The following is a 22,379-nucleotide window of genomic DNA, read 5'->3' as shown; positions in this document are numbered from 1 at the left end:
GCCCATCCCACACGCGCAACCCCTCGTGGTCGGTCAGGAGTTGGTCGGTCAGGGGGTGGGGATGGGGAGGGCGGCCGTGAGGTCGGGGACCAGGAGGGTGAGCTGCCACTCCCTCGCGCCGAAGCCGCGCAGCGTCTCCGCCACGGTGTCCTCGGTGATCTCCTCCGGGGGGACCCAGGCCAGCCGGCGGATCGAGTCCGGGGTGATCAGGTTCTCCGGCGGCAGGTTGTGCTCGCCGGCGATCCGGACCACCACCTCGCGGCAGCGGACCAGCCGGCCGGCGGCCACCGGGTCCCGCTCCGCCCAGCGGTGCGGCGGCGGCGGACCCTCGACCGCCGGCGTGACCGGCAGGGCGTCCTCCGGCATCTGCCGGGCGTCGTCCAGCGCGGCCAGCCAGGTGTGGGCCAGTCGGCGTACCGAGCGGCCGCCGAAGCCGGGGAGGGTCAGCAGGGTCTTCTCGTCCTTCGGGTCCAGCTCGGCGGCGGCGACGATCGCCGAGTCGGGCAGCACCCGGCCCGGGGCCGCGTCCCGACGCGCCGCGATCTGGTCGCGGGCGTACCAGAGGGATCGGACCCGGGCCTGCGCGCGGGCCCCGCGGACCCGGTGCATGCCGGAGGTACGCCGCCACGGCTCGGCGCGCACCCGCGGCGGCAGGGCGCCGTTGCGCACCAGCGCGGCGAACTCCTCGGCCGCCCACGCCGACTTGCCCTGCCGGGCCAGCTCCGCGTCCAGCGCGTCCCGCAGGTCGACCAGCATCTCCACGTCCAGCGCGGCGTAGGTCAGCCACGACTCGGGCAGCGGCCGGCTCGACCAGTCCGCCGCCGAGTGGTGCTTCTCCAGGCTGTAGCCGAGCAGCTGCTCGGTGAGCGCGGCCAGGCCGACCCGCTCGAAGCCGGCCAGCCGGGCGGCCAGCTCGGTGTCGAAGAGCCGGCGCGGGCGCAGCCCCACCTCGGCCAGGCAGGCCAGGTCCTGGCTGGCGGCGTGCAGCACCCACTCGGCCTCGCCGATCACCTCGTCGAGCGCGGTCAGGTCGGGCAGCGGCAACGGGTCGATCAACGCCGTGCCGGCGCCCTCCCGGCGCAGCTGCACCAGATAGGCCCGCTGGCTGTAGCGGTAGCCCGAGGCGCGTTCGGCGTCCAGGGCCACCGGGCCGGAACCCGCGGCGAAGCGGGCCACGATCTCGTCGAGTTCGCTCGGGGTGGCCACCGGCTGGGGCGTGCCGTCGCGGGGAGCGGTCAGCGGGACGGGGCCGCCGCTGGGCTGGTCGGTCCCCGCGTGCTCCGGCTCCGGCGCGGCCGAGGGTGAGACGTCTCCCATACGGCTTTCGGCGGCCCGACGGCGCAGGGGTGGTTCGTCGGTCACCTGACAACCCTAGTGCGCCGGGCCATCCGGTGTGCGCAGCCGGTCGGGTGCGTGTCGGCGCGGTGTCCGGCGGTTGACCGGACGGGGCCGGACATCGGGGGCGACTCGCCGCGTTCGGGCAGCTCGGCGCCGTCGCCTCAGGCGGTGCCGGCCGGGCGGTGCTCGGGCAGCGAGGTCACCCCGGGCGGCGGCAGCCCCGCCGTCGAGGCGAGCAGTGCGCACCAGGCGAGCAGGTGCGCGGCCAGATCCACGCCGAGCGGCGTCCAGGACGCCCGGATCTCGATGTCCCCGGCGGCGGGCGGCCCGGCCAGCTCGCCGAACCGGGTCGACATGGTCTGGGTGACGGTGCCCCCGGCTGCCCGGTACGCCGCGTCGTGCGCCTCCAGCGCGTCGGTCAGCCAGGTCCAGCCCACCCCGGGCAGCAGTGGGTCGGCGGCCAGGTCGACCTCCAGCTCGGCGGTCACGTAGGTGACCAGCCGCAGGGTGCCCTGCCAGGCCTCGTGCCCGGCCGGGTCGTGCAGCAGGATCAGCCGCCCGGTGGCCACCTCGTCCTCGTCGCGCAGCACGGTGCCGGAGAGGGCGAAGGCGTACGGGGCGAGGCGCTGGGGGGCGCCGACCTCCTCCAGCACGATCTCCGCCCGGGGGGTCACCGACCGCAGCCCGGCGACCGCGCGGGCGAAGGTCTCCGGGAGCGCGATCGGGGGGGCCATGCCCGGCAGCCTATGCCGCTCCCCGGCCGCCCGCCCCGACGGCACGCCGAAGCGCCGACCGGGCCGGGTCCTCGCGTCGGGCGCCGGCGGCGACCGGTCGGAGGAAGCCGCATCGCGCCTGGGGCGGGGCGGCGGCCCGGGGGGCCGCGTCGGGCGCGGGGCCGGGCGGCGGCGCGGGGGAACCGGGTCGGGTCCCGGGGTGGCGGGTGGCCCGGGCCGGGGCGTACGCCCGGGCGGTCGCGGGTCACAAAAGGCGGCGCTGCGCGCTGGCCGCGCCCGGGCCCGTGGCACGATTGCCGCGATGAGCACCGACACCGCGGGCACTGCCGCCCGAGACGGAGAACCCCGCCGTGGCGGGCCGGCCGACTCACCCTTCGTCCGGGCCTGCCGCCGCGAGCCCGGCCCGCACACCCCGGTCTGGTTCATGCGCCAGGCCGGCCGGTCGCTGCCGGAGTACCGCGAGATCCGGGCGAACGTGGGGATGCTCGAGTCCTGCCGCCGCCCGGAGCTGGTCGCCGAGATCACCCTCCAGCCGGTCCGCCGGCACCGGGTCGACGCCGCGATCCTGTTCAGCGACATCGTGGTGCCGGTCGCCGCCGCCGGGGTCGACCTGGACATCGTGCCCGGCACCGGGCCGGTGGTGGCCGAGCCGGTGCGCACCGCCGAGGACGTCGAGCGGATCCGCCCGATCGGCCGCGACGACGTGTCCTACGTGGACGAGGCGGTCCGGCTGCTCGTCGCCGAGCTGGGCGACACCCCGCTGATCGGCTTCGCCGGCGCGCCGTTCACCCTCGCCAGCTACCTGGTCGAGGGCGGCCCGTCGCGCACTCACGCCAAGACCAAGGCCCTGATGTACGGCCAGCCGGAGCTCTGGCACGCGCTCTGCGCCCGACTGGCCGAGGTGACGCTGGCGTTCCTGCGGGTGCAGGTCGACGCCGGGGTCTCCGCGGTGCAGCTCTTCGACTCCTGGGCCGGCGCGCTCTCCGAGGCCGACTACCGCCGCTACGTGCTGCCGCACTCGACGGCCGTGCTCGCCGGGCTGGCCGACGCCGGCGTGCCGCGGATCCACTTCGGGGTGGGCACCGTCGAGCTGCTCGGCGCGATGGGCGAGGCCGGCACCGAGGTGGTCGGCGTGGACTGGCGTACCCCGCTGGACGTGGCCACCCGCCGGATCGGCGCGGACAAGGCGGTGCAGGGCAACCTCGACCCGGCCGTCCTGCTCGCCCCCTGGTCGGTGGTGGAGACGGAGGTCCGGCGGATCCTGGAGCAGGGCCGGGCCGCCCCCGGGCACGTGTTCAACCTCGGCCACGGCGTGCTGCCGGAGACCGACCCCGACGTGCTGACCCGGGTGGTCGCGCTGGTGCACGAGGTGTCCGCGCGCCGGGCCGAGCAGGGCTGAGGCGTCGTGCGGCGGCCGTGGCGGGTGGCGGTGGTCGGCGGTGGGATCACCGGGCTGGCCGCCGCCGTGCGGTTGCGCGACGGCGCCCCGGCCGGCACCGAGATCACCGTGTACGAGCAGGCCGGCGCGCTCGGCGGCAAGCTGCGCACCGGTGAGCTGGCCGGCCGGCCGGTGGAGTTCGGCGCCGAGTCGTTCCTGATGCGTGATCCGGCCGGCGGGGAGTCCGCCGCGGTCTCCCTGATCCGCCGGCTCGGCCTGGCCGGGGCGATCGTCCACCCCACCGTCGGGCAGGCCGCGCTCGCCGTCGACGGCGGGCTGCGCCCGATCCCGGGCGGCACGCTGGTGGGCGTACCCGGGGATCTGGACAAGGTGGCGACGGTCGCCCGGCCGGCGGCGGACGCCGACCGCGACGGCGGCCGGCCGCTGCTCGGGCCGGAGCAGGACGTGGCGGTCGGCGCGCTGGTCCGGGCCCGGCTCGGCGACCAGGTGGTGGACCGGCTGGTCGACCCGATGCTCGGCGGCGTCTACGCCGGTCGGGCCGACGACCTGTCGCTGGTCACCACCATGCCCGCGCTGGCTCGCGCGGCCCGGGTCGAGCACACCCTGACCGGGGCGGTCCGCGCCGCGCAGGCCGCAGCCCCGCGCGCACCCGGGGCGCCGGTCTTCGGCACCCTGGCCGGCGGGCTCAGCACCCTGGTTGAAGCCGCGGCGCAGGCCAGCGGCGCGACCATCCGGCTCAATGCGGCGGTCCGCGAGCTGACGCCCACCGCCGACGGCTGGCGGCTGGTGGTCGGCCCGACCCGTGAACCGGAGCTGGTCGAGGCGGACGCGGTGGTGCTCACCGTGCCGGCCCGGCCGGCCGCCCGGCTGCTCGCCGACCTCGCGCCGGAGGTCGCCGTGACCGTCGGCGGCCTCGACTACGCCAGCGTCGCGCTGGTCACCCTGGCCCTGCCCGAGCCCGCGCTGCCGGAACTCTCCGGCTTCCTGGTGCCGGCCACCGAGGGGCTGCTGATCAAGGCGTCCACCTTCTTCACCACCAAGTGGGGGCACCTGGCCCGGCCGGACGGGATCGCCCTGGTCCGCGCCTCCGTCGGCCGGTACGGCGACGAGACGCAGCTCCAGCTGGCCGACGACGACCTGGTGGCCACCGTGCACCGGGAGCTGTCGAAGGTGCTGGGCACCCCGCTGCCCGCGCCGGTCGCCAGCCACGTGCAGCGGTGGGGCGGCGCGCTGCCGCAGTACGCCCCGGGCCACCTCGACCGGCTCGCCGCCACCCGGGCGGCGCTGCGCGCGACCCACCCCACGCTGGTCCTGGCCGGGGCCGGGCACGACGGGGTAGGCATCCCGGTCTGCGTCCGCTCCGGCGAGACGGCGGCGGGGGAGATCATCGAAGCACTGGGAGGATCGGGTTCATGACCGAGCAGACCAACGCGGCCCGGCTCAAGGAGCTCAACGCCAGCATCCGCTACACGATGTGGTCGGTGTTCCGGGCGACCAGCCCGCTGCCGGCGCTGCGGGAGAACGTCAGCGGTGAGGTCGAGGCCCTCTTCGAGGAGCTGGCCGGCAAGGACGTGACGATCCGCGGCGTGTACGACGTGGCCGGCCTGCGCGCCGACGCGGACGTGCTGATCTGGTGGCACTCCTCCTCCAGCGACGCGCTGCAGGACGCCTACCGGCGGTTCCGTCGGACCACTCTGGGTCGGGCGCTCACCCCGGTCTGGTCCCAGATGGCGCTGCACCGGCCGGCGGAGTTCAACAAGAGCCACATCCCGGCGTTCCTCGCCAACGAGGAGCCCCGCCCCTACCTCTGCGTCTACCCGTTCGTCCGGTCGTACGAGTGGTACCTGCTGCCGGACGCCGAGCGGCGGGAGATGCTCGCCGAGCACGGCCGACTGGCGCGCGGTTACCCCGACGTGCGGGCCAACACCGTCGCCTCGTTCGCCCTCGGCGACTACGAGTGGATGCTCGCCTTCGAGGCCGACGAGCTGCACCGGCTCGTCGACCTGATGCGGGACCTGCGCGCCTCCGGCGCCCGCCGCCACGTCCGGGAGGAGATCCCGTTCTACACCGGGCGGCGGCGTTCGGTCGCCGACATCGTCAACTGCCTGGTCTAGCCCCCTGCGCGGGCCCGCCAGTCAGGCCGGTACGCGACGGGCCCCGGAGGATCCTCCGGGGCCCGTCGCCGTACGGCGTCACCTCACGACGGCGATCCCGTCCGTCGTGACCCGGGGGCGGCCCGAGGTGCCGACCACCACGACGGACACGCTGTGCGTGCCGCTGGTGCTCCAGCTCCTGGTCCAGACGGCCTGGCGGTGGGCGGTGGTGCTGGATCGCAGGTCGACCGTACTGACCTTCACGCCGTCCACGTAGATGTAGACCTGGCCGGAGGTGGAGGTGCGGCTGGCGATGAAGGACACCGACCGGCCGGTGAAGGTCCACTTCAGCGACGCATTCTTCGCCGTCGAGGTCAACGCGCTGCCACCCAGGTAGGAGCTGCTCGAGGTGGTGGACCAGGTGCCCGTGCGGGCGGCCGAGGTGTCGGCGACCAGCACGGGAGTCCGGCTCGTCGACGCGGTCCTCGCGTTTCCGGCCCAGTCCACCGCACGCATCGACCAGCTCGTCGCGACGCCGGGCTTGGCGGTCATGGACCAGCTGCGGGTCGTCGTCGCGAAGGTGAGCGGGGTCGGCGCGGTGAGGGACACGGTGCGCAGCGCCACGTTGTCCGCGGGCTGCCAACTGAGCGTCACCGGTACGCCTGTCGTGTTCACGGTGCCGGTACGCAGGGAGATCTCCGGCGCCCGCGGGAAGGTCGGCAACGTGGTGTCACCGATGACGGTCTGGCCGGCGGTGGTGGCGGTACGCCCCAGGCGGTGCACGCCCCGCACCTGGAGGGTGTGCGTACCCGGCGCGACCGTGACGCCCACCGAGCGGGCGGTGGCCGCCGTGGTCGCGACGACCTTTCCGTCCACCAGCACCTCGAAGCGTGAGATGAGGGCAGTCGGCGTACTCACCGACCAGGAGGCGGTGAACGAGCCCCTGGTGTAGTAGGTGGAGCCGGACTTGCTGGCGCTGAGACCGGTGAGGGCCAGGCCGGAGACGGTGGCCGCCTTGTTCCGGATGATCGCCAGCTGGCCGTAGAGCGAGTTGCCCGGGCACTCGGTCGCCACGGCGTCCCGGTGACCGGAGATGCGGTTCATCGTCACGGACTCACCGAGGGCGTACTTGCCGTTGACCCCGGAGACGAGGGTCACCTTGCCGGCCGGGTCGTTGCGGTACTGCCCGAGCTTGTAGGCCGCCACGTGCGCGATGGCGTCCTGGACGACGGCGGGGACGCCGGAGGTGATGTAGGTCCCGAGCACGGCGATCGCCGCGTTGTTGGTGTTGAAGCCGTACGTGTGCGCCCCGGTCACCGGCTTGTCGATGCCACCCTTGCGACCCTCGAAGACGGTGCCGCACTTGTCGACCAGGAAGTTGTAGCCGATGTCGTTCCAGCCGTTGCTCTTGACGTGGTAGACCTGGATGCCCCGGACGATGGCCGCCGAATCGGCGCAGCTGTAGGTGTTGCCGCCCGCGGTGTGGTGGACGAAGAACGCATTGACCGTGGTGCCGTACGTCGGCGGGTCCGAGACGATCGACTCGTCAGCCGTCCAGCCGGCGCGGCTGGTCACTTTGGGAACGGGGATCGGGTTCACGGCGACCGTCGGGCTCGGCGAGGCCGGTGCGGAGGTCGAGCTGGTGCTCGGCGCCGGGGCCGAGGTGGTGGTCGGCGCGGGCGCGGTGGTCTCGGGCGGCGCCGAAGGGGTGGTGGTCGGAGCCGTCTCGGTGGGGATCGGCTCGCTCGGGGTCGGATCGGTCGGGGTCGGATCGGTGGGGGCCGGATCGGTCGGGGTCGGCTCCAGCGCCCGCACGTCGGCGACCGGCTGGAAACGGCCCGCCTCGCCGCGGCCGGTGCCCGCCGCGCCCGCCTTGCGGCGAGCCGGCTGGCCCGGATCGACCAGTTCCAGGCGCAGACCGGCTGGGAGCCGGTCCGTGCTCCGGCCGGAGGCCGTCAGGGCCCGCACCTCGACCCCGTTGGACTGGCCGACCCACAACGGGTCGGTCCCGCCGCGCGCCTTGCCGTCCACCGACTCCGCGCCCGGCTCGGGACCAAAGTGGTTGTCGATGTCCAGCTCCTGCCAGTCCGACCAGCCGCCGGCAACAGCCCGGGTACGCACGGCGACCGAGCCCTTGAAGTTGATCTTCGGATTGGCCCAGGTCACGCCCACCATGGCGAAGCGCTCGGTGTCCCGCTGTGGAATCGTCGCCTCCCGGCCGTTCGCGGCCGGAAAGTCGACGTTGTGCAGAGCCGTCTTGACCGGCCCGTCGGCGGTGGCCCACTCGGCGGTGTCGCCGCCGAAGCCCACCGCGACCACGGCCCCGATGCTGGCGACGGCGGTGGCCGCGATGGCGGCCCCTATTCCTGTCGCCCGACGGCTCCAGCGAATCCCCGTTGATCTCACAGTTTGAGTCCTCCAAATGATCTCACTGGAGGGCTCAGCGCCGTCGACGGCCGGGACGTTACGTTGGCGACTCGTCAGCGCACCCGGCCGAGGCGGCCGCTCGCGGCTCGCGGTGCCGGCTGGAAGGGCGTCGGAGGTTGGTCAGCGCGTTTGGCTGGGGGCCGGGCGGTGTTCACGGCGTGGTGTCGCGGCGCATCGGCATGTGCGGGATGTCGTCCTCGACGTACTCCGGGCCGGTGACCGTGAAGCCGTGCCGGGCGTAGAAGTCGACCAGGTACGACTGGGCCTCCAGCACGCACGGCCGACCGCCGACCTGCCGCAGCGCCTCGGACATCAGCCGGCCGGCGTGCCCGCCGCCGCGGGCCGCCGGCGCCACCACGACCCGGCCGATCCGCGCCACGCCGCCCGGGTCGGCCAGGATCCGCAGGTACGCCACCGGAGCGTCGTCGTGCTCCAGCCAGAGGTGCCGGGTGCCGGGCTCGACGTCCCGCCCGTCCAGCTCCGGGTACGGGCAGTGCTGCTCCACCACGAACACGTCGATGCGCAGCTTGAGCAGGTCGTGGAAGGTCCGGGCGTCCAGGTCGGCGAAGCTGGCGACCCGGACGTCGGTGGTCTGCGACGGCATCCCGCGATGGTAGGGCGGCGCCGGGCGGGTGGTTCCGGGCGGACCCGCCCTCCGGCGTCCTTCGGCGGCGGGCCTGGCGCGGACCGGAGGGTCGGTCCCGCGAGGTCAGGCCGGACGGGCGCCCACCGCGTCGCGGATCTCGGCGCCCTCGGTCTCCTCGGCGCGGGCGCAGTGCGCGCAGCAGAAGAACCGCCCGCCGACCTCCACCCCGTGGCCGATGATCTTCACCTCGCAGTGCTCGCAGATCGGCGCCAACTTGTGCGCCGCGCACTCGAAGCAGTCGAAGGTGTGCGTCGCACCGCTGACCGTGCGCACCTCGAACGCCATCCAATAGTCGTTGCCGCATACCTCGCAGGTAGCCACTGTCAAACCCCCCGAATCAGGACATGTGCCCTCCAGGGTGCGGCAGGCCGGGACCGTCGGGGGCGAAATGCCGCGAGCCGATCCGTCCGGACGGCGTTTCGCCCCCGGCGTGTCGCGCGTTGGGCCTGGTGAAACCGCCTCGACCCCGGGAGGGCGACGTGATCAAGCGCAACAGGCTCTTCGGCAACCAGACCCGGGTCACCTTCTGTCTGCCCCGGGACACCCCGCCCGGCACGGTCAGCGTGGTCGGCTGCTTCAACGGCTGGGAGCCCGGCCGGCACGAGCTGGTCGCCCGCCGCGACGGCACCCGTACGGTGACCGTCAAGCTCGGCCCGGGGGAGCACCGGTTCCGCTACCTGGCCACCGGGGGCGTCTGGCTCGACGACGACTCCGCCGACCAGGTCGACGACCGGGGCAGCCTGCTGCTGCTCTGACCGGCCTCCGGCTCAGCTCTCCTTCGGCTCCAACCGGATCGACACCGAGTTCACGCAGTGCCGGGTGTCCTTCGGGGTGAAGCCCTCGCCGTGGAAGACGTGCCCGAGGTGGCTGTCGCAGCGGGCGCAGCGGATCTCCGTGCGCGTCATCCCGAGGTTGCGGTCCTCGATCTCCTTGACCCGGCCCGGGATGGCGTCGTCGAAGCTCGGCCAGCCGCAGTGCGAGTCGAACTTCGTGTCGCTGGAGAAGAGCTCCAGCCCGCAGGCCCGGCAGTGGTAGACGCCGGCGGTCTTCGTGTCCACGTACTCGCCGGTCCACGGGCGCTCGGTGCCGGCCTCGCGCAGCACCCGGAACTCCTCCGGGGTCAGCCGGACCCGCCACTCGTCCTCGGTGCGGGGCAGTTCGCTCTCGTCAAGACTCACCCGTCAACGGTACGCCGGACGTCGGGGGCGTCGCATAGGGTCGCGGGATGGGTGGCAGCGCGAAGGCGACGGTGACCGAGATCGAGGTGGCCGGGCACACCGTCCGGCTGACCAGCCCGGACCGGATCATCTTCCCGGAGCGTGGCTTCACCAAGGCCGACGTCTTCCACTACTACCTGTCGGTGGGCGACGGCATCATGCGGGCCCTGCGGGAGCGGCCGACCACGCTGCAGCGCTTCCCCGAGGGCGTCGAGGGGGAGATGTTCTTCCAGAAGCGGGTGCCCACCCGGGGTGTCCCGCCCTGGATCCGCACCGCCACGATCAGCTTCCCGAGCGGGCGCAGCGCCGACGAGCTCTGCCCCGCCGACCTCGCCCACGTCGCCTGGGCCGCCCAGATGGGCACCATCGTGTTCCACCCCTGGCCGGTTCGCGCCGCCGACGTCGACCGCCCCGACGAGCTGCGGATCGACCTCGACCCGCAGCCCGGCACCGACTTCGCCGACGCGGCCACCGCCGCCGGCGAGCTGCACGCCCTCCTCGGCGAGCTGGGCGCCACCGGCTGGCCGAAGACCTCCGGCGGTCGTGGGCTGCACGTCTACCTGCGGATCCAGCCCCGCTGGACGTTCACCGAGGTGCGCCGAGCCACCATCGCGCTGGCCCGGGAGCTGGAGCGGCGTCGGCCCGAGCTGGTCACCACCGCCTGGTGGAAGGAGGAGCGCGGCACCCGGGTCTTCGTCGACTACAACCAGATGGCCCGGGACCGGACGATCGCCTGCGCGTACTCGCTGCGGGCCAACGCCCGGGCCACCGTCTCCACCCCGGTCACCTGGGACGAGTTGCCCGACGTGGACCCGGACGACTTTGACCTGCGCACCGTGCCGGCCCGGCTCGCCGAGCGGGGCGACCCGCACGCCGGCATCGACGACACCCCGTACGACATCACCCCGCTGCTGGAGTGGGCCGAGCGGGACGCGGCCGCCGGCCAGGGCGACCTGCCGTACCCGCCGGACCACCCGAAGATGCCGGGCGAGCCGAAGCGGGTCCAGCCCAGCCGCGCGAAGCGCACCACCAGCGAAGACACCGCCTGAACGGGCGCTGGCCCCGGTAGCTCGCCGAGGGGGCCCCCTCCCTCGACTACGTCCGCCGTGGGGCTGTCCAGGCCAGGAACCTCTCGAACAGGTCCGCCGGTGACGGGGCAGGGTTCGGATTGAGCTTCATCAAGTCGGCGGTGGCGTCGAACAAGAGGCCGGCCATGTAGACGGAGAGGGCTACCCGGTCCCGCCGATACTCCATGCCCAACAGCAGCCGTGCTGGTTGGCACGGCCAGGCGGCGGCGCACACCCGGCACAGCCACAGGGGCCGCATCGGTACGTGCGGGCGGACGGCCCGACACTGGCGGTCATGTACGGCGGAGAGGTGCGGCACGGTCATCCACCCATGTTGACGCGTCCTGTTGTCTGCGTCAACAATCTCCGTAGTTGTCGGCGTATAGCGACCGTGCCGCTGTCATCGTCAATTTGTGGACCTTGTCGGCGTGTCGGAAATCCGGGAGATGCTTGGCGGCGTCTCCCGGCAGCGCGCGTCCGTGATCGCCAATCAACGGAACTTCCCCGAGCCGATCGCCGTATTGGCCATGGGCAAGGTGTGGCGGAAGTCCGATGTCGAGAAGTGGATCAGGCAACACCGGCCGGACCTGGCCACAGACTGAGAGAACGCTTACGCGTGGTCAGCGTTGCCCGGCCATCGCCTCCACCGCCTCCTTGGCGGTCTTCAGGTCGGCACCCGTCGCGGCCCGGTACGCCTTGATCGCCTTGATCTTCTCGCCCCGGGCCAGGTGCTCCCGGACCCCGGGCAGCTCCGGCCCCTCGTCCACCACGCCGAGATGGTCCATGACCAGCTGGAGGCGGCGTTCGATCTCGGCCAGGCGCAGCTCCGACCGGTCCCGGCGGCCCGGTCCGGCGAGCTGCGCGGCCAGCAGAGCGAGCAGGACCAGCGCCAGAACGGCGAACGCGAATTCCATGCGGTGATCCAAGCAGATCGACGTCGGGCACATCTGCCCTCGTGACCTCCATGGCTGTGATCCGGCGGCTGGTCGGCGCCGAACGGCTGCGGGGCGCGGTGGACGGCGCCGGCCTGCGGTGGGGCGAATAACGATCATGTAACGGGCGCGAACCTTTCCGGCCCCGTCGCCACTCTCCCTCGTCGTCGGCCCGATCCCGGGCCCGGGGAGGACATCGGATGAACCTGGTGTGGAGGCGGGCTCGTGCCGCCCGGGGGCTGCTGCTCGCCGCGGTGGTGGCGGCACTGGTCGCGGTCGCGTTGGTCACCGGGCTCTCCGACTACAACCGGCGGGCGGTCGAGGCCGGTCAGCGTGCCATGCTCGCCGCCGCGCCGCTGGAGGAGCGCAGCCTGCTGGTGAGCGGCGCCGGCGGCCGGGATCCCGCCGACTTCGCCGTCCGGGACCGGGCCGTCCGCGACGGGTTCGCCGCCGGCCTCGGCGGCGCGCCGGTCACCGTCGCCACCGCCCGGTACGGTGGCGGCCGGGAGCTGACCGGCGACCTCGGCCCGGTGGTCCGCAAGGCCGACGATCCGATCTTCGCCAGCCTCGCCACCCTGGACGGCCTGGCCGGGCACGCCGAGCTGACCGACGGCGCCTGGCCCGCCCCCGGGGCGGACCCGTTGCAGGTGACCCTGCCGCAGAGTATCGCCGGCGCGATGGGCATGCGGGTCGGCGACCGGGTGCCGATGCTGGACCGGAGCACCGACCGGTCCGGCGCGGTCCAGCTCGTCGGGACGTGGCGGCCGCGCGATCCCGCCGACCCGTACTGGCGGCTCGCCCCGGGGGTGGGTGCCGGCGGCGCCGCCGACTCCGGCACCTCGTATGGGCCGTTCGTGCTGGACCCGGCCGACTTCGTCGCCACCTTCCCCGGCTCGGTCTCCGCCTCGTGGGTGGTCGAGCCGGACCTCCGGGCGGCGGCCGCCGCGGGCCGGCTGGCCGACGTCCGGCCCGCGCTGGCCGACGCGGTGACCCGGGTTCCCGAGGCCGCCGGGCTCGGCTCCTCGGCGCAGACGGTCACCGCGATGGACCGGCTGCTCAACCGGATCAGCCGGGCAGACCTGGTGGGCCGCTCGTCGTTGGCCACCCCGGTGCTGCTGATCGTGGTCCTCGGCGGGTACGCGCTGGTGCTGGTCGCCGCGCTGCTGCACGAGGACCGGCGCAACCAGACCGCGCTGCTGCGGGCCCGGGGCGCCGCGCGGCGGCAGCTCGCCGGCCTCGCCGCCCGGGAGGCGACGCTGGTGGTGCTCCCCGCCGCGGTATTCGGGCCGCTGCTCGCCGGCGAGGCGTTGCAATGGGCGGGCGACTCCGGACCGGCCGGGCCGACGATCGGCGCCGGCAGCCCCGCGCTGCTCTGGGCGGCCGCCTGGGTCGCCGCCGCCGGCTGCCTGGTCGCGATGGTCGCCCCGACGTTGCGCGGGGCGGGAACGTACGTGGCCGACATGGCGGCCCGGTCCCGGCCGACCCGGTCCGCCACGGTGCAGCGGGCCAGCCTCGACCTCGTGCTGGTCGGCTTCGCCGTGCTGGCCTGGACGCAGCTGCGCCAGTACTCCTCGCCGGTCACCGGCACCGGCAGCCGGCTCGGGGTGGACCCGTTGCTGGTCGCCGCACCGACCCTGGGCGTGCTCGCCGGCGCGGTCGTCGCGCTGCGGCTGCTGCCGCCCGCCACCCGGTTCGCCGAGCGGTTCGTCGACCGCCGGCCGTGGACGGCGACCATGTTCGGCATGTGGCAGGCGGGGCGCCGCCCGCACGCCGGGCCGGTGCTGCTGCTCGCCCTCGCCGTCGGCGGCAGCACCCTCGCCTGGTCGCTGGTCAGCACCGGGGAGCGGTCGCAGGTCGAGCGGGCCGACCACACCGTCGGCGCGGACCTGCGGCTGGTGGAGCGCGGCGGGGCCGGGCCCACCGACCGGGCCGGCCACATCGCCGGGCTGCCCGGCGTGGAGCGGGCGCTGCCGGCCTGGCGGGACGAGATCCGGGTCGGCCGGGCCGACCTGCCGGCGACGGTGGTGAGCCTCGACGCGGCGGCCGCCGCCCAGGTGATGAAGCTCAGCGACCGGCTGGCCGACGCGCCGGCGCCGGCGCTGTTCGAGCGGCTGACCCGGGCGCGCGGCGCGCCGGCCGGGGTCGAACTGCCGGCCGGGAGCCGGTCACTCACCGGCACCGTCCGTACCCCGGTATGGGAGGCGGTCGCCCCCCACCGGGTCGCCGTGTCGGTCCTACTCACCCGGGCCGACGGGCTGGCCTTCCGGCTGCCGGTGGCGACCACCGGCAGTGACGGCCGGGCCGCGCCGTTCACCGTCACCCTGCCCGACGTCGGCGACGGCAGCCTGCGGCTGGCCGGCTTCGAACTGGACGCCGGGGACGTGCTGGGCCGGGCGTACCGGCTGGAGCTGACGGACCTGCGGTCGGTCGGTGCTGACGGCGCGGCCCGGGCGGTGCGGTTCGCCGACGGTTGGGTGGCGACCACCGGTGACCCGGCCGAGAAGCTGACGACGTCGGTCACCGCCAGCGGGCTGACCGCGGAGCGCGCGGTTCCGTTCTTCGAGGGCGGCCAGTTCGCCTACCAGGTGGGGTCCCGCTTCGCGGTGGTGCCGGCTGTCGACAACCGGCCGGTGCCGGCGCTGATGACCCCGGCGGTACGGGAGGCGCTGAGCCTGCGTACCGGGGACACCGTCACGCTGGCGCTCTCCGGGGTGTCGCTGCCGGTCACGCTGGTCGGCGAGGTGGACGCGGTGCCCGCCACCACCGGGGCGGGCGTGCTGCTCGACCTGCCCGCGGCGGTCGACTGGCTGATCCGGGACCAGGGCGTCGTCCGCCCGGCGGCGGAGTGGTGGCTGAGCACCGGCGCCGGCGGGCACGCCGAGGTGGCCCGCGCGGCCGCCGCGCTGCCCGATGTCACCGTCCTCGACCGGCGGCAGGTTGCCGAGGAGGCCGCGGCCGACCCGTACTGGCGGGGCGCCCGGACCGGGTTGCTCGCCGCCGCGCTCGGGGCGGTGCTGCTCGCCCTGGTCGGTCTGCTGGTCGACGTCTGGGCCACCGCCCGCCACCGGCTCACCGAGTTCGCCGTGCTGCACACGCTCGGCGCCTCGCCGCGACTGCTGGCCCGGGCGCTGCTGGCCGAGCAGACCTTCCTGGCCGGGATCGGGGTCGGGGTCGGCCTGCTGCTCGGCGCGGCGGTCGGGGCCACCATGGCTCCGCTGGTCGTCCTCACCCCGTCCGCCGACCGGCCGGTGCCCGAGGCGGCCTTCGTGCTGCCCTGGACGCCGATCGGGCTGACCGCGCTGGGGCTGTTGCTGGCGGCGTTGACGTTCAGCGCGTTCATCGCCCTCGGCATCCGGCAGCGGGTGGCGGCGGCACAACTGCGGATCGGAGGAGACCGGTGACGCCGGTGCGGCGACGGGACGGCCGGGGACGGGGAGGCGGTGCGATGGGTGCGGTCGTCCGCCGGGTCCGGGCGTACGGCGGGCAGTTCGTGCTGCTCGCGGTGCTGACGATGGTGGCGACGCTGTTGATCAGCGGGGTACCGCGGGTGGTGAACTGGCACGCCGAACGGGGCTTGCGGGAGTTCCTGGCCGGTCAGCCGGCGCAGCAGCGGGACCTGACGTACTTCTCGCCGCCGCTCACCGCGGCAGGCAACGGCACGTCGCTGATGGACGCCCAGCAGCGCGACCTGGCGACGCAGCAGGCCGGGATGCCGCCGCAGGTGCGGAGCCTGGTCGAGGAGCGGTGGTTCACCGCGGAGACCGAGCCCGCCCTGGTGAAGGGCCCGGACCTGGCGGCGAAGAACCTCCTGGTTCATCTGGGGCTGCGCGCCGTGCCGGAGGTAAGGGAGGCCGGCGCGCTGGTGGCGGGGCGCTGGCCGGACGAGGGGGCGGCGGCCGGCGGGCCGGTGCAGGTGGCGTTGGCCGCGGACGTCGCCCGCGACCTGAACCTGCGGGTGGACAGCCGGTTGACCCTCACCGCCCAGGCGACCCCGGACGGCACGCCGGCCGCCACGGCGGTCGCCGTGGTGGGCCTCTTCCAACCCCGCGAACCCGCCGACGGCATCTGGGAGGGTCTCCCGCCGGCGCTGCGGATCGTCGAGCCGCAGGGCGACGGGGAACCGTTCATCGCCCTCGGGGTCGTGGACGGGGCCGCGCTGGACCGGCAGGCCGCCGCGGGCTGGCCGCTGCAGTTCAGCTGGCGCTACCGGTTGGGCGCCGACGGCATGGACGTCCGCCGGCTGGACCAGGTCATCGACGGCATCCAGCGGATGTCCCGGGAGGCCGGCGGCCGGTCGTTCGTCCAGGGGATCGACCTCCCGCTGCGCGAGTTCATCGCCGGGATGGACGCCGCCCGGACGGTGCTCGCGGTGATCGCGGCGGGGGTGCTGGCCACCCTGGCCGGCCTCGTGGTGCTGGCCACCGGGTTGACCGTGCGGCGCCGGCGGGCGGAGTTCACCCTGTTGCGCGCCCGGGGCGGCGCGGCCGGCGCCGGCGCCCGGCGCAGCCTCGCGGAGTCCCTGCTGGTAGTGCCGCCGGCCGCCGCGCTCGGCTGGCTGCTCGGCACCCTGGTGCCCGGCCTGCCCGGGGACACCGTGGTCTTCGCGCTGCTGGTGACGGTGGTGCTGACGCTGGCGTTGCCGGTGGCCACCCTCGCCGCACCGACCGGTGTCGCCGGGCGACGCGACCTGATCCGGCTGCGGCCGTCGGCGCGCCGGATCTCCCTGGAGGCGGGCCTGGTGCTGCTCGCCGTCCTGGCGGTGGTGCTGCTGCGCCGCCGCGGCCTCACCCTCGGCGAGGTCGACCCGCTGCTGGTCTCGGTGCCGGTCCTGCTCGCCGTCGCGGCGGCGGTGGTCGTGGTGCGGCTCTACCCGTGGCCGCTGCGGTTGGTCAGCCGGGTCGCCGCCCGAGCCAGGGGCAGCGTGACCTTCCTGGGCACCGCGCGGGCCGGCCGGTCCGTGGTCACCGCGCCGCTGGTGGTCGTCGTGCTGGCGATCGCGACCGCCGGGTTCTGCGCGGTGGTCGCCACCGGCATCGAGAACAGCCGGGACGGGGCGGCCAACCGTGAGGTCCCCGCCGACGCGCTGATCCGCGGTGAGCGGTTCGCCCCCGACACCGGGGAACGGCTGGAGCGGCTGCCCGGGGTGCGCGCGGCGACCCCGGTGCTCGAGGAGTCGGCGCAGCGGCTGGCGAAGGACGCGGACGGCACCACCGCCGCCATCCTTGACGTCACCGTCCTGCTGGTCGACGGGCCGGCCCTGGACCGGACCGTCCGGGCGGCCGGGCGGGACGTGACCGTCCCCGCCGCGCTGCTCGCCCCCGGCGGGCAGTCCGGCCCGTTGCCGGCGGTGGTCTCCCCGGCGGTCGCCGCCGACCTGGCCGCCGCCGGTCTGGACGGGTCCGCCTTCGCCACCGCGCAGGGCCAGCGGTACGAGTTCCGGGTGGCGGACCGGGTGGAGAGTTTCCCGATGCTCCCGGCGGGTGCCGGCCGGTTCGTCGTCCTGCCCTGGCAGTCGTTGCCGAGCCGGAACCACGCCCCGGTGCCGACCGGCTTCCTCGTCGCCGGCGACGACCTCGACCCGGCGGCGCTGCGCCGGGTCGGTGACGATGGGCAGGCCCGTTTCCAGACCGGCGGGACGATCACCGGGCGGCAGCGGCCGCTCGGGGTCGAGGTGTCCGCCTGGACCGACGTCCGTCGGCAGTTGGGCGAGGGCGGGGTGAACGGCGTGCTGGTCTTCGGCTTCGTCGCCGGGGCGGCGGCCGGCACGACGCTGGGCCTGCTCGCGATCGCCTTCACGGTGCTGGCCGGCGCGCGGGCCCGCGGCCAGGTGCTGTCCCGGCTGCGCACCCTCGGCCTGTCCCGCCGGCAGTGGCGGGGGCTGCTGGTGGTGGAGCTGGCCCCGCTGGTGGGCGCGTCGGTGCTTACCGGCGCCCTGATCGGGGCGCTGCTGCCACTGCTGCTCACCCCGGTGCTCGGCCTGTCCGTCTTCACCAGCGGCGCCCCCGTGCGGGTGGCGTTCTCGCCCGGCCTGGTCGTCGGGGTCGTCGCGCTCGGGGCGGTCGCCCTCGGCTTCGCGGTCACCGTCGAGGCCCTGAACAACCGCCGGTTGCGCCTCGGTGAGGTGCTCCGGCTCGGAGAGGAGAGCTGAGATGACCGCTATCGCGGAGAGCTCCGTCGTACCCGATCTGGCCGACCTGCAACGGCGGGCGGCGGTCCGCGCGGCCGCGCGGGCCGGCGGCCGGGACCGGCTGCGCGGGCACATCGTCTGCGACGGCCTGGTGCGGATCTTCAAGACCGAGGGGGTGGAGGTGGTCGCCCTGCAGGGGCTCGACCTGGTGATCGACCGGGGTGAGCTGGTGGCGATCGTCGGCGCGTCCGGCTCGGGCAAGTCGACCCTGCTCAACATCCTCTCCGGGCTGGACACCCCGACCGCCGGGATCGCCCGGGTGGGGGATTACGACCTGCTCAACCTCTCCGCCGGGAAGCGGTTGAGCTACCGGCGGGAGATGGTCGGCTTCGTCTGGCAGCAGACCGGCCGCAACCTGCTGCCGTACCTGACCGCGCGGGAGAACGTCGAGCTGCCGATGCAGCTGGCCGGGCGCGGCGGTGGTCGGCGGGCCCGGCGGCGGCGGGCCGAGGAGCTGCTGGAGATGGTCGGGGTGGGCTACTGCGCGGACCGCCGGCCCGGGCAGCTCAGCGGTGGGGAGCAGCAGCGCTGCGCGGTGGCGGTGGCGGTGGCGAACGACCCGGAGGTGCTCTTCGCCGACGAGCCGACGGGCGAACTCGACGAGGCCACCGGGGCCGAGGTCTTCGCCGCGCTGCGGACCATCAACGCCGAGCTGGGGGTGACCATCGTGGTGGTCACCCACGACCCCACCGTGGCCGGCCAGGTCCGCCGGACCGTCGCGATCCGCGACGGCCGGACCGCCTCCGAGGTACACCGGACCGCGCGGATCGGCGCCGACGGCAGCACCGAGCTGGTCAGCGAGGAGTACGCCGTGCTGGACCGCACCGGCCGGATGCAGCTGCCGGCGCCCTTCGTCGACGCGCTGGCGCTGCGCGACCGGGTCCGCCTCAACCTCGAACCGGACCACGTGCAGGTCCGCCCCGGCGATCGTGCGCCGGAGACGAACGGGAGTGACGCATGAGCGAGCAGGTGGCCGTCCGGCCCGGGGACGCCCCGGTGCGCGACGAGGTGGTCGCGGTGCAGGGGGTGAGCCGTACCTTCGGGCGCGGCGAGCACGCGGTGCACGCGGTCCGGGACGTGTCGTTCACCGCCGGCCGGGGCGAGCTGGTGGCGGTGCGGGGTCGGTCGGGCGCCGGCAAGACGACCCTGCTGAACCTGGTCGGCGGCCTGGACCGGCCCGACTCGGGCCGGGTGCGGGTGGCCGGGCACGACGTGACCGGTGCGGGCGAGGCGGAGCTGCTCCGGCTGCGCCGTGGCACGGTGGGCTTCGTGTTCCAGTCCTTCGGGCTGGTGCCGATCCTCTCCGCGGCCGAGAACGTCGGCGTGCCGCTGCGGCTGGCCCGGGTGCCGGCGGCGGAACGGGAGCAGCGGGTGGCGGTGCTGCTGGAGCTGGTCGGGCTGGGTGGGCACGCCGCGCAGCGGCCGTACGAGCTCTCCGGTGGCCAGCAGCAGCGGGTCGCGGTGGCCCGGGCGCTGGCCAACGAGCCGGACCTGCTGGTCGCGGACGAGCCGACCGGGCAGCTGGACTCGGAGACCGGACGGTCCATCATGGACCTGCTCCGCGCGGTGGTGCACGCTCGGGGCATGACGGCCCTGGTGGCGACCCACGATCCCGCGCTGATCGAGCTGGCCGACCGCACCCTGACGCTGCGCGACGGCCAGCTCGTCGACGGCTGACCGGCGGGGCCGGGGCGAGCGACGCACCTCCGGGGGGCCGATGGGCGTGTCTGCCGCCCGGCCAGGCAGGTGGGGGCGATCCTCGCGGCACCCCGGGCGTCGTCGCTCGCCGCCGGCGCCCCGCCGCGGGGCGGCTCACAGGGGCAGCTTCATGCCCTCGTGGCTCGCCACGAACCCCAGGTTGCGGTAGAACCGGTGCGCGTCCGCCCGGGTCTTGTCGGTGGTGAGCTGCACCAGCGCGCAGCCCCGCTCCCGTGCCCGGTCGATGGCCCACTCCATCATCCGTCGGCCCAGGCCGTCGCCGCGCAGGTCGGAGCGGACCCGCACCGCCTCGATCAGGGCACGCTCCGCGCCGTGCCGGCCGAGCCCCGGGATGTACGTGATCTGCAGGCAGCCGACCAGCTCGCCGGCCCGCTCGGCGACGATCTGCTGGTTGCGCGGGTCGGCGGTGATGTCGGCGAAGGCCCGCTCGTACGTCTCGTCGACCTCGGTGAAGTCCCGGGCCTTGCCCAGCAGGTCGTCGGCGAGCAGGGCGATGACGGCGGGCAGGTCCGCCCGGACCGCCTCCCGGAAGATCACTTCGCTCATGTCCGGCAGCCTGCCACACGCCACACCCGGGGATGTGCGCGCGCCCCTTGCCCGTAGGGGGCAGCATGGTGCGGCATGGAGATCCTGCTGCTGCCCTTCCGGTGGATCTACCGCGGCCTGGTCTGGTTCGCGAACTCACCCGGGACGCTGATCGTGTCGTACCTGTTGATGATCGTGGTGGCTGGCATCATCTATGGCGAGGTGGAGAACGCCAGCGCCGCCGACGCGGTCTGGTGGGCGGTGGTGACCGCCTCCACCGTCGGGTACGGCGACATCTCGCCGGCGACCTGGGAGGGGCGGTTCCTCGCCGCCCTGCTGATCTCCACCATGGTGCTGCTGGTCATCCCGCTGATCACCGCGCACTTCGCCAGCCGCCTCATCGTCGACGACGACGCCTTCGAGCACGACGAGCAGGAGGAGCTGAAGAACGACGTCCGCCGGATGCGGATGCTGCTGGAGGAACTGGCCGCCCGGCACGGCATCGAACTGCCCGAGCCGGAGAAGCCCCGGCCACTCAACGCGCCGGACAGCGCAGCCCCGCTCTGGGAACGGTCAAAGAGATCAAATAAGCGTCAACGGCGTCGGTGACGCAGCTCGTCTGCGGGTAGGCGGTGTGCCCCTCGCCCTCCCAGGTCAGCACCCGCCCGACGCCCAGCATCGAGGCCAGCCGCGCGGTCTGCTCGTACGGCGTGGCCGGATCCCCGGTCGTGCCGACCACCACGATCGGCGGCGCGCCGACCGCCCTGCCGGTCGGGTACGGGTCCCGCTGGCCCGGCCACTCGACGCAGCCCAGCATCCCGACCGCCAGGGACGGCCCGAACAGCGGGTACTTCTCCCGCCACTGCGACTGCAGCTGGCGGATCTGCTCCCGGCTGGGCTTCTCGGTCTCGTCGGCACAGTTGATCGTGAGGTTGGCGTCGAACAGGTTCGTGTAGTGCCCGTCGTCGCCGCGCCCGGCGTACGCGTCGGCGAGCTTGAACACCTCGGTCGGGTCGCCGCCCTCCAGCCGGTCGATCGCCCGGGCCAGCTCCTCCCACCCGGACTCGGTGTAGAGCGAGGAGATCACCGCGTAGAACACCCAGCCGGAGGTGGCCTCCCGCCCGTCCGCGCCCTTCACCGGCGACACCCGCGCCTTGTCGATCGCCGAGGTCACCGCGGCCCGGGCGTCCGGGGCGATCGGGCAGCGGCCGGCGTTGGCGGCGCACCAGCGGTCGAAGTTGCCGAAGGCGCGTTCGAAGCCCCGGGCCTGGCTCTCCGATCCGGCGATCAGCTTCTGCTGCGGGTCGACCGCGCCGTCGAGCACCAGCGCGCGGACCCGCTGCGGGTAGAGCTGCGCGTACGTGGCGCCGAGCAGGGTGCCGTAGGAGTAGCCGAGGTAGGTCAGCTTGTCGTCGCCCACCGCCGCGCGGACCGCGTCGATGTCCCGGGCGGCCTGCTCGGTGCCGTAGAGCGGCAGCTGGTCGCCGTACCTGTCGCCGCAGCCGCCGCCGATCCGGCGGTTGAGCGCGACGTAGTCGTCGAAGGACCGCTGGCCGCGCGGATCCGGGTCGTAGCCGAAGCTGGCGTCCAGGTCGGCGTCGGGGATGCATTTGACCGGGCTGGACCGGGACACCCCGCGCGGGTCGAAGCCGACGATGTCGAACCGGTCGGTGATCGAGGCGGGCAGCCCGCCGAACGCCGGCCCGAAGGAGAGGTAGACCGCGGTGTCCACACCCGACCCGCCCGGCCCGCCCGGGTTGATCACCAGCGAGCCGATCCGGTCCCGCTGCTTGGCCGCGCGGGCGCGCAGCAGCGCGATCTCGAAGGTCTCCCCGCCGCCCGGCCCGGCCGTGGCGCCGCCGCCGTTGCCCCAGTTCCGCGGTACGGCGATCTTGGCGCACTCGTACCGCATCCCCGGTGCGCCCCGGCCGACCAGCTCCTCGGCCACCTCCGGGCAGTCCCGCCAGACCGGAGCGGTGCCCGGCGCGGCGGCGCCGCCTTCGGCCTCGGTGCGCGGCGCGAACGCCGGCATCGTGCACCCGGCGACGAGCAGCGCGGCCGCGACGAACCCGGCCATGGCGAGCCGGACCCGACG

20 protein-coding genes are annotated in these 22,379 nt (G+C 74.8%); 11 read left to right on the top strand and 9 right to left on the bottom strand.

What is annotated here, in order from left to right; genetic code table 11:
• Positions 1-48: 48 nt before the first annotated feature.
• A complete protein-coding gene (locus tag ACLQ2U_RS03715; RefSeq protein ID WP_425749094.1) occupies positions 49-1,362 on the bottom strand; it encodes a ribonuclease D in 1,314 nt (437 codons plus the stop codon).
• 137 nt (positions 1,363-1,499) lie between these two features.
• On the bottom strand, positions 1,500-2,072 hold the full coding sequence (locus ACLQ2U_RS03710; protein WP_425749093.1) for a DUF3000 domain-containing protein: 573 nt from the start codon (positions 2,070-2,072) through the stop codon (positions 1,500-1,502).
• A gap of 301 nt (positions 2,073-2,373) precedes the next feature.
• Between ACLQ2U_RS03710 and hemE the strand changes: the two genes are divergently transcribed.
• From hemE to hemQ, 3 genes are read left to right on the top strand one after another with little or no spacing between them, the layout of a single operon-like run.
• Positions 2,374-3,471: a uroporphyrinogen decarboxylase gene (gene hemE, locus ACLQ2U_RS03705; protein ID WP_425749092.1), complete on the top strand. Its 1,098-nt coding sequence runs from the start codon at positions 2,374-2,376 to the stop codon at positions 3,469-3,471.
• Positions 3,472-3,477: 6 nt separating this feature from the next.
• Entirely contained in the window at positions 3,478-4,887 is a 1,410-nt protein-coding gene (gene hemG, locus ACLQ2U_RS03700) for a protoporphyrinogen oxidase (protein WP_425749091.1), read from the top strand.
• Positions 4,884-5,585: a hydrogen peroxide-dependent heme synthase gene (gene hemQ, locus ACLQ2U_RS03695; RefSeq protein ID WP_425749090.1), complete on the top strand. Its 702-nt coding sequence runs from the start codon at positions 4,884-4,886 to the stop codon at positions 5,583-5,585. The genes hemG and hemQ overlap by 4 nt, the downstream gene beginning before the upstream one ends.
• 78 nt (positions 5,586-5,663) lie before the next feature.
• Here hemQ and ACLQ2U_RS03690 read toward each other — a convergent pair whose 3' ends face one another.
• The 3 genes from ACLQ2U_RS03690 to ACLQ2U_RS03680 form a co-directional block, all read right to left on the bottom strand.
• Positions 5,664-7,883 (bottom strand): N-acetylmuramoyl-L-alanine amidase, encoded by a 2,220-nt coding sequence (locus tag ACLQ2U_RS03690; protein WP_425749089.1) that lies wholly within the window; start codon positions 7,881-7,883, stop codon positions 5,664-5,666.
• 259 nt (positions 7,884-8,142) lie between these two features.
• The gene (locus ACLQ2U_RS03685; RefSeq protein WP_425749088.1) at positions 8,143-8,595 is read right to left on the bottom strand and encodes a GNAT family N-acetyltransferase; all 453 of its coding nucleotides are present in this window, start codon (positions 8,593-8,595) and stop codon (positions 8,143-8,145) included.
• 105 nt (positions 8,596-8,700) lie between these two features.
• Positions 8,701-8,958 (bottom strand): Prokaryotic metallothionein, encoded by a 258-nt coding sequence (locus tag ACLQ2U_RS03680; RefSeq protein WP_425749087.1) that lies wholly within the window; start codon positions 8,956-8,958, stop codon positions 8,701-8,703.
• Positions 8,959-9,116: 158 nt separating this feature from the next.
• On the opposite strand from ACLQ2U_RS03680, the gene ACLQ2U_RS03675 reads away from it, so the two are divergent.
• Positions 9,117-9,392, top strand: a complete 276-nt coding sequence (locus ACLQ2U_RS03675; RefSeq protein WP_425749086.1) for a glycoside hydrolase — start codon at positions 9,117-9,119, stop codon at positions 9,390-9,392.
• A 12-nt stretch (positions 9,393-9,404) separates the two neighbouring features.
• On the opposite strand, the gene msrB is transcribed toward ACLQ2U_RS03675, so the two are convergent.
• A complete protein-coding gene (gene msrB, locus ACLQ2U_RS03670) occupies positions 9,405-9,815 on the bottom strand; it encodes a peptide-methionine (R)-S-oxide reductase MsrB (RefSeq protein WP_425749085.1) in 411 nt (136 codons plus the stop codon).
• A 47-nt stretch (positions 9,816-9,862) separates the two neighbouring features.
• On the opposite strand from msrB, the gene ligD reads away from it, so the two are divergent.
• Together ligD and ACLQ2U_RS03660 are read left to right on the top strand one after the other, a co-directional pair.
• On the top strand, positions 9,863-10,903 hold the full coding sequence (gene ligD, locus ACLQ2U_RS03665; RefSeq protein ID WP_425749084.1) for a non-homologous end-joining DNA ligase: 1,041 nt from the start codon (positions 9,863-9,865) through the stop codon (positions 10,901-10,903).
• Between the two features lie 431 nt (positions 10,904-11,334).
• Positions 11,335-11,523, top strand: coding sequence for a hypothetical protein (locus tag ACLQ2U_RS03660; RefSeq protein ID WP_425749083.1), 189 nt, complete (start codon positions 11,335-11,337; stop codon positions 11,521-11,523).
• 18 nt (positions 11,524-11,541) lie between these two features.
• Here the strand turns inward: ACLQ2U_RS03660 and ACLQ2U_RS03655 are convergent, their stop codons facing one another.
• On the bottom strand, positions 11,542-11,835 hold the full coding sequence (locus tag ACLQ2U_RS03655; protein WP_425749082.1) for a hypothetical protein: 294 nt from the start codon (positions 11,833-11,835) through the stop codon (positions 11,542-11,544).
• A 218-nt stretch (positions 11,836-12,053) separates the two neighbouring features.
• On the opposite strand from ACLQ2U_RS03655, the gene ACLQ2U_RS03650 reads away from it, so the two are divergent.
• The 4 genes from ACLQ2U_RS03650 to ACLQ2U_RS03635 are packed head-to-tail and all read left to right on the top strand — an operon-like array spanning position 12,054 to position 19,717.
• Positions 12,054-15,254, top strand: coding sequence for an FtsX-like permease family protein (locus tag ACLQ2U_RS03650; protein ID WP_425749081.1), 3,201 nt, complete (start codon positions 12,054-12,056; stop codon positions 15,252-15,254).
• A gap of 44 nt (positions 15,255-15,298) precedes the next feature.
• Positions 15,299-18,001, top strand: coding sequence for an FtsX-like permease family protein (locus ACLQ2U_RS03645; protein ID WP_425749080.1), 2,703 nt, complete (start codon positions 15,299-15,301; stop codon positions 17,999-18,001).
• 1 nt (position 18,002) lies between these two features.
• The gene (locus ACLQ2U_RS03640; RefSeq protein WP_425749079.1) at positions 18,003-19,001 is read left to right on the top strand and encodes an ABC transporter ATP-binding protein; all 999 of its coding nucleotides are present in this window, start codon (positions 18,003-18,005) and stop codon (positions 18,999-19,001) included.
• The gene (locus ACLQ2U_RS03635) at positions 18,998-19,717 is read left to right on the top strand and encodes an ABC transporter ATP-binding protein (RefSeq protein ID WP_425749078.1); all 720 of its coding nucleotides are present in this window, start codon (positions 18,998-19,000) and stop codon (positions 19,715-19,717) included. Before ACLQ2U_RS03640 ends, ACLQ2U_RS03635 begins: the two co-directional genes overlap by 4 nt.
• Before the next feature lie 135 nt (positions 19,718-19,852).
• On the opposite strand, the gene ACLQ2U_RS03630 is transcribed toward ACLQ2U_RS03635, so the two are convergent.
• Positions 19,853-20,305 carry a GNAT family N-acetyltransferase gene (locus tag ACLQ2U_RS03630; RefSeq protein WP_425749077.1) on the bottom strand — a complete coding sequence of 151 codons (453 nt, stop codon included), beginning with the start codon at positions 20,303-20,305 and terminating at the stop codon, positions 19,853-19,855.
• A gap of 75 nt (positions 20,306-20,380) precedes the next feature.
• Between ACLQ2U_RS03630 and ACLQ2U_RS03625 the strand changes: the two genes are divergently transcribed.
• On the top strand, positions 20,381-20,893 hold the full coding sequence (locus tag ACLQ2U_RS03625; RefSeq protein WP_425749076.1) for a potassium channel family protein: 513 nt from the start codon (positions 20,381-20,383) through the stop codon (positions 20,891-20,893).
• Here the strand turns inward: ACLQ2U_RS03625 and ACLQ2U_RS03620 are convergent.
• Entirely contained in the window at positions 20,820-22,361 is a 1,542-nt protein-coding gene (locus tag ACLQ2U_RS03620; RefSeq protein ID WP_425749330.1) for an alpha/beta hydrolase, read from the bottom strand. The genes ACLQ2U_RS03625 and ACLQ2U_RS03620 overlap by 74 nt on opposite strands.
• Positions 22,362-22,379 lie beyond the last annotated feature (18 nt).

Source organism: Micromonospora sp. DT47 (assembly GCF_049844475.1).
Lineage (GTDB): Bacteria > Actinomycetota > Actinomycetes > Mycobacteriales > Micromonosporaceae > Micromonospora.
This window is presented reverse-complemented; position numbering and strand designations above follow the sequence as displayed.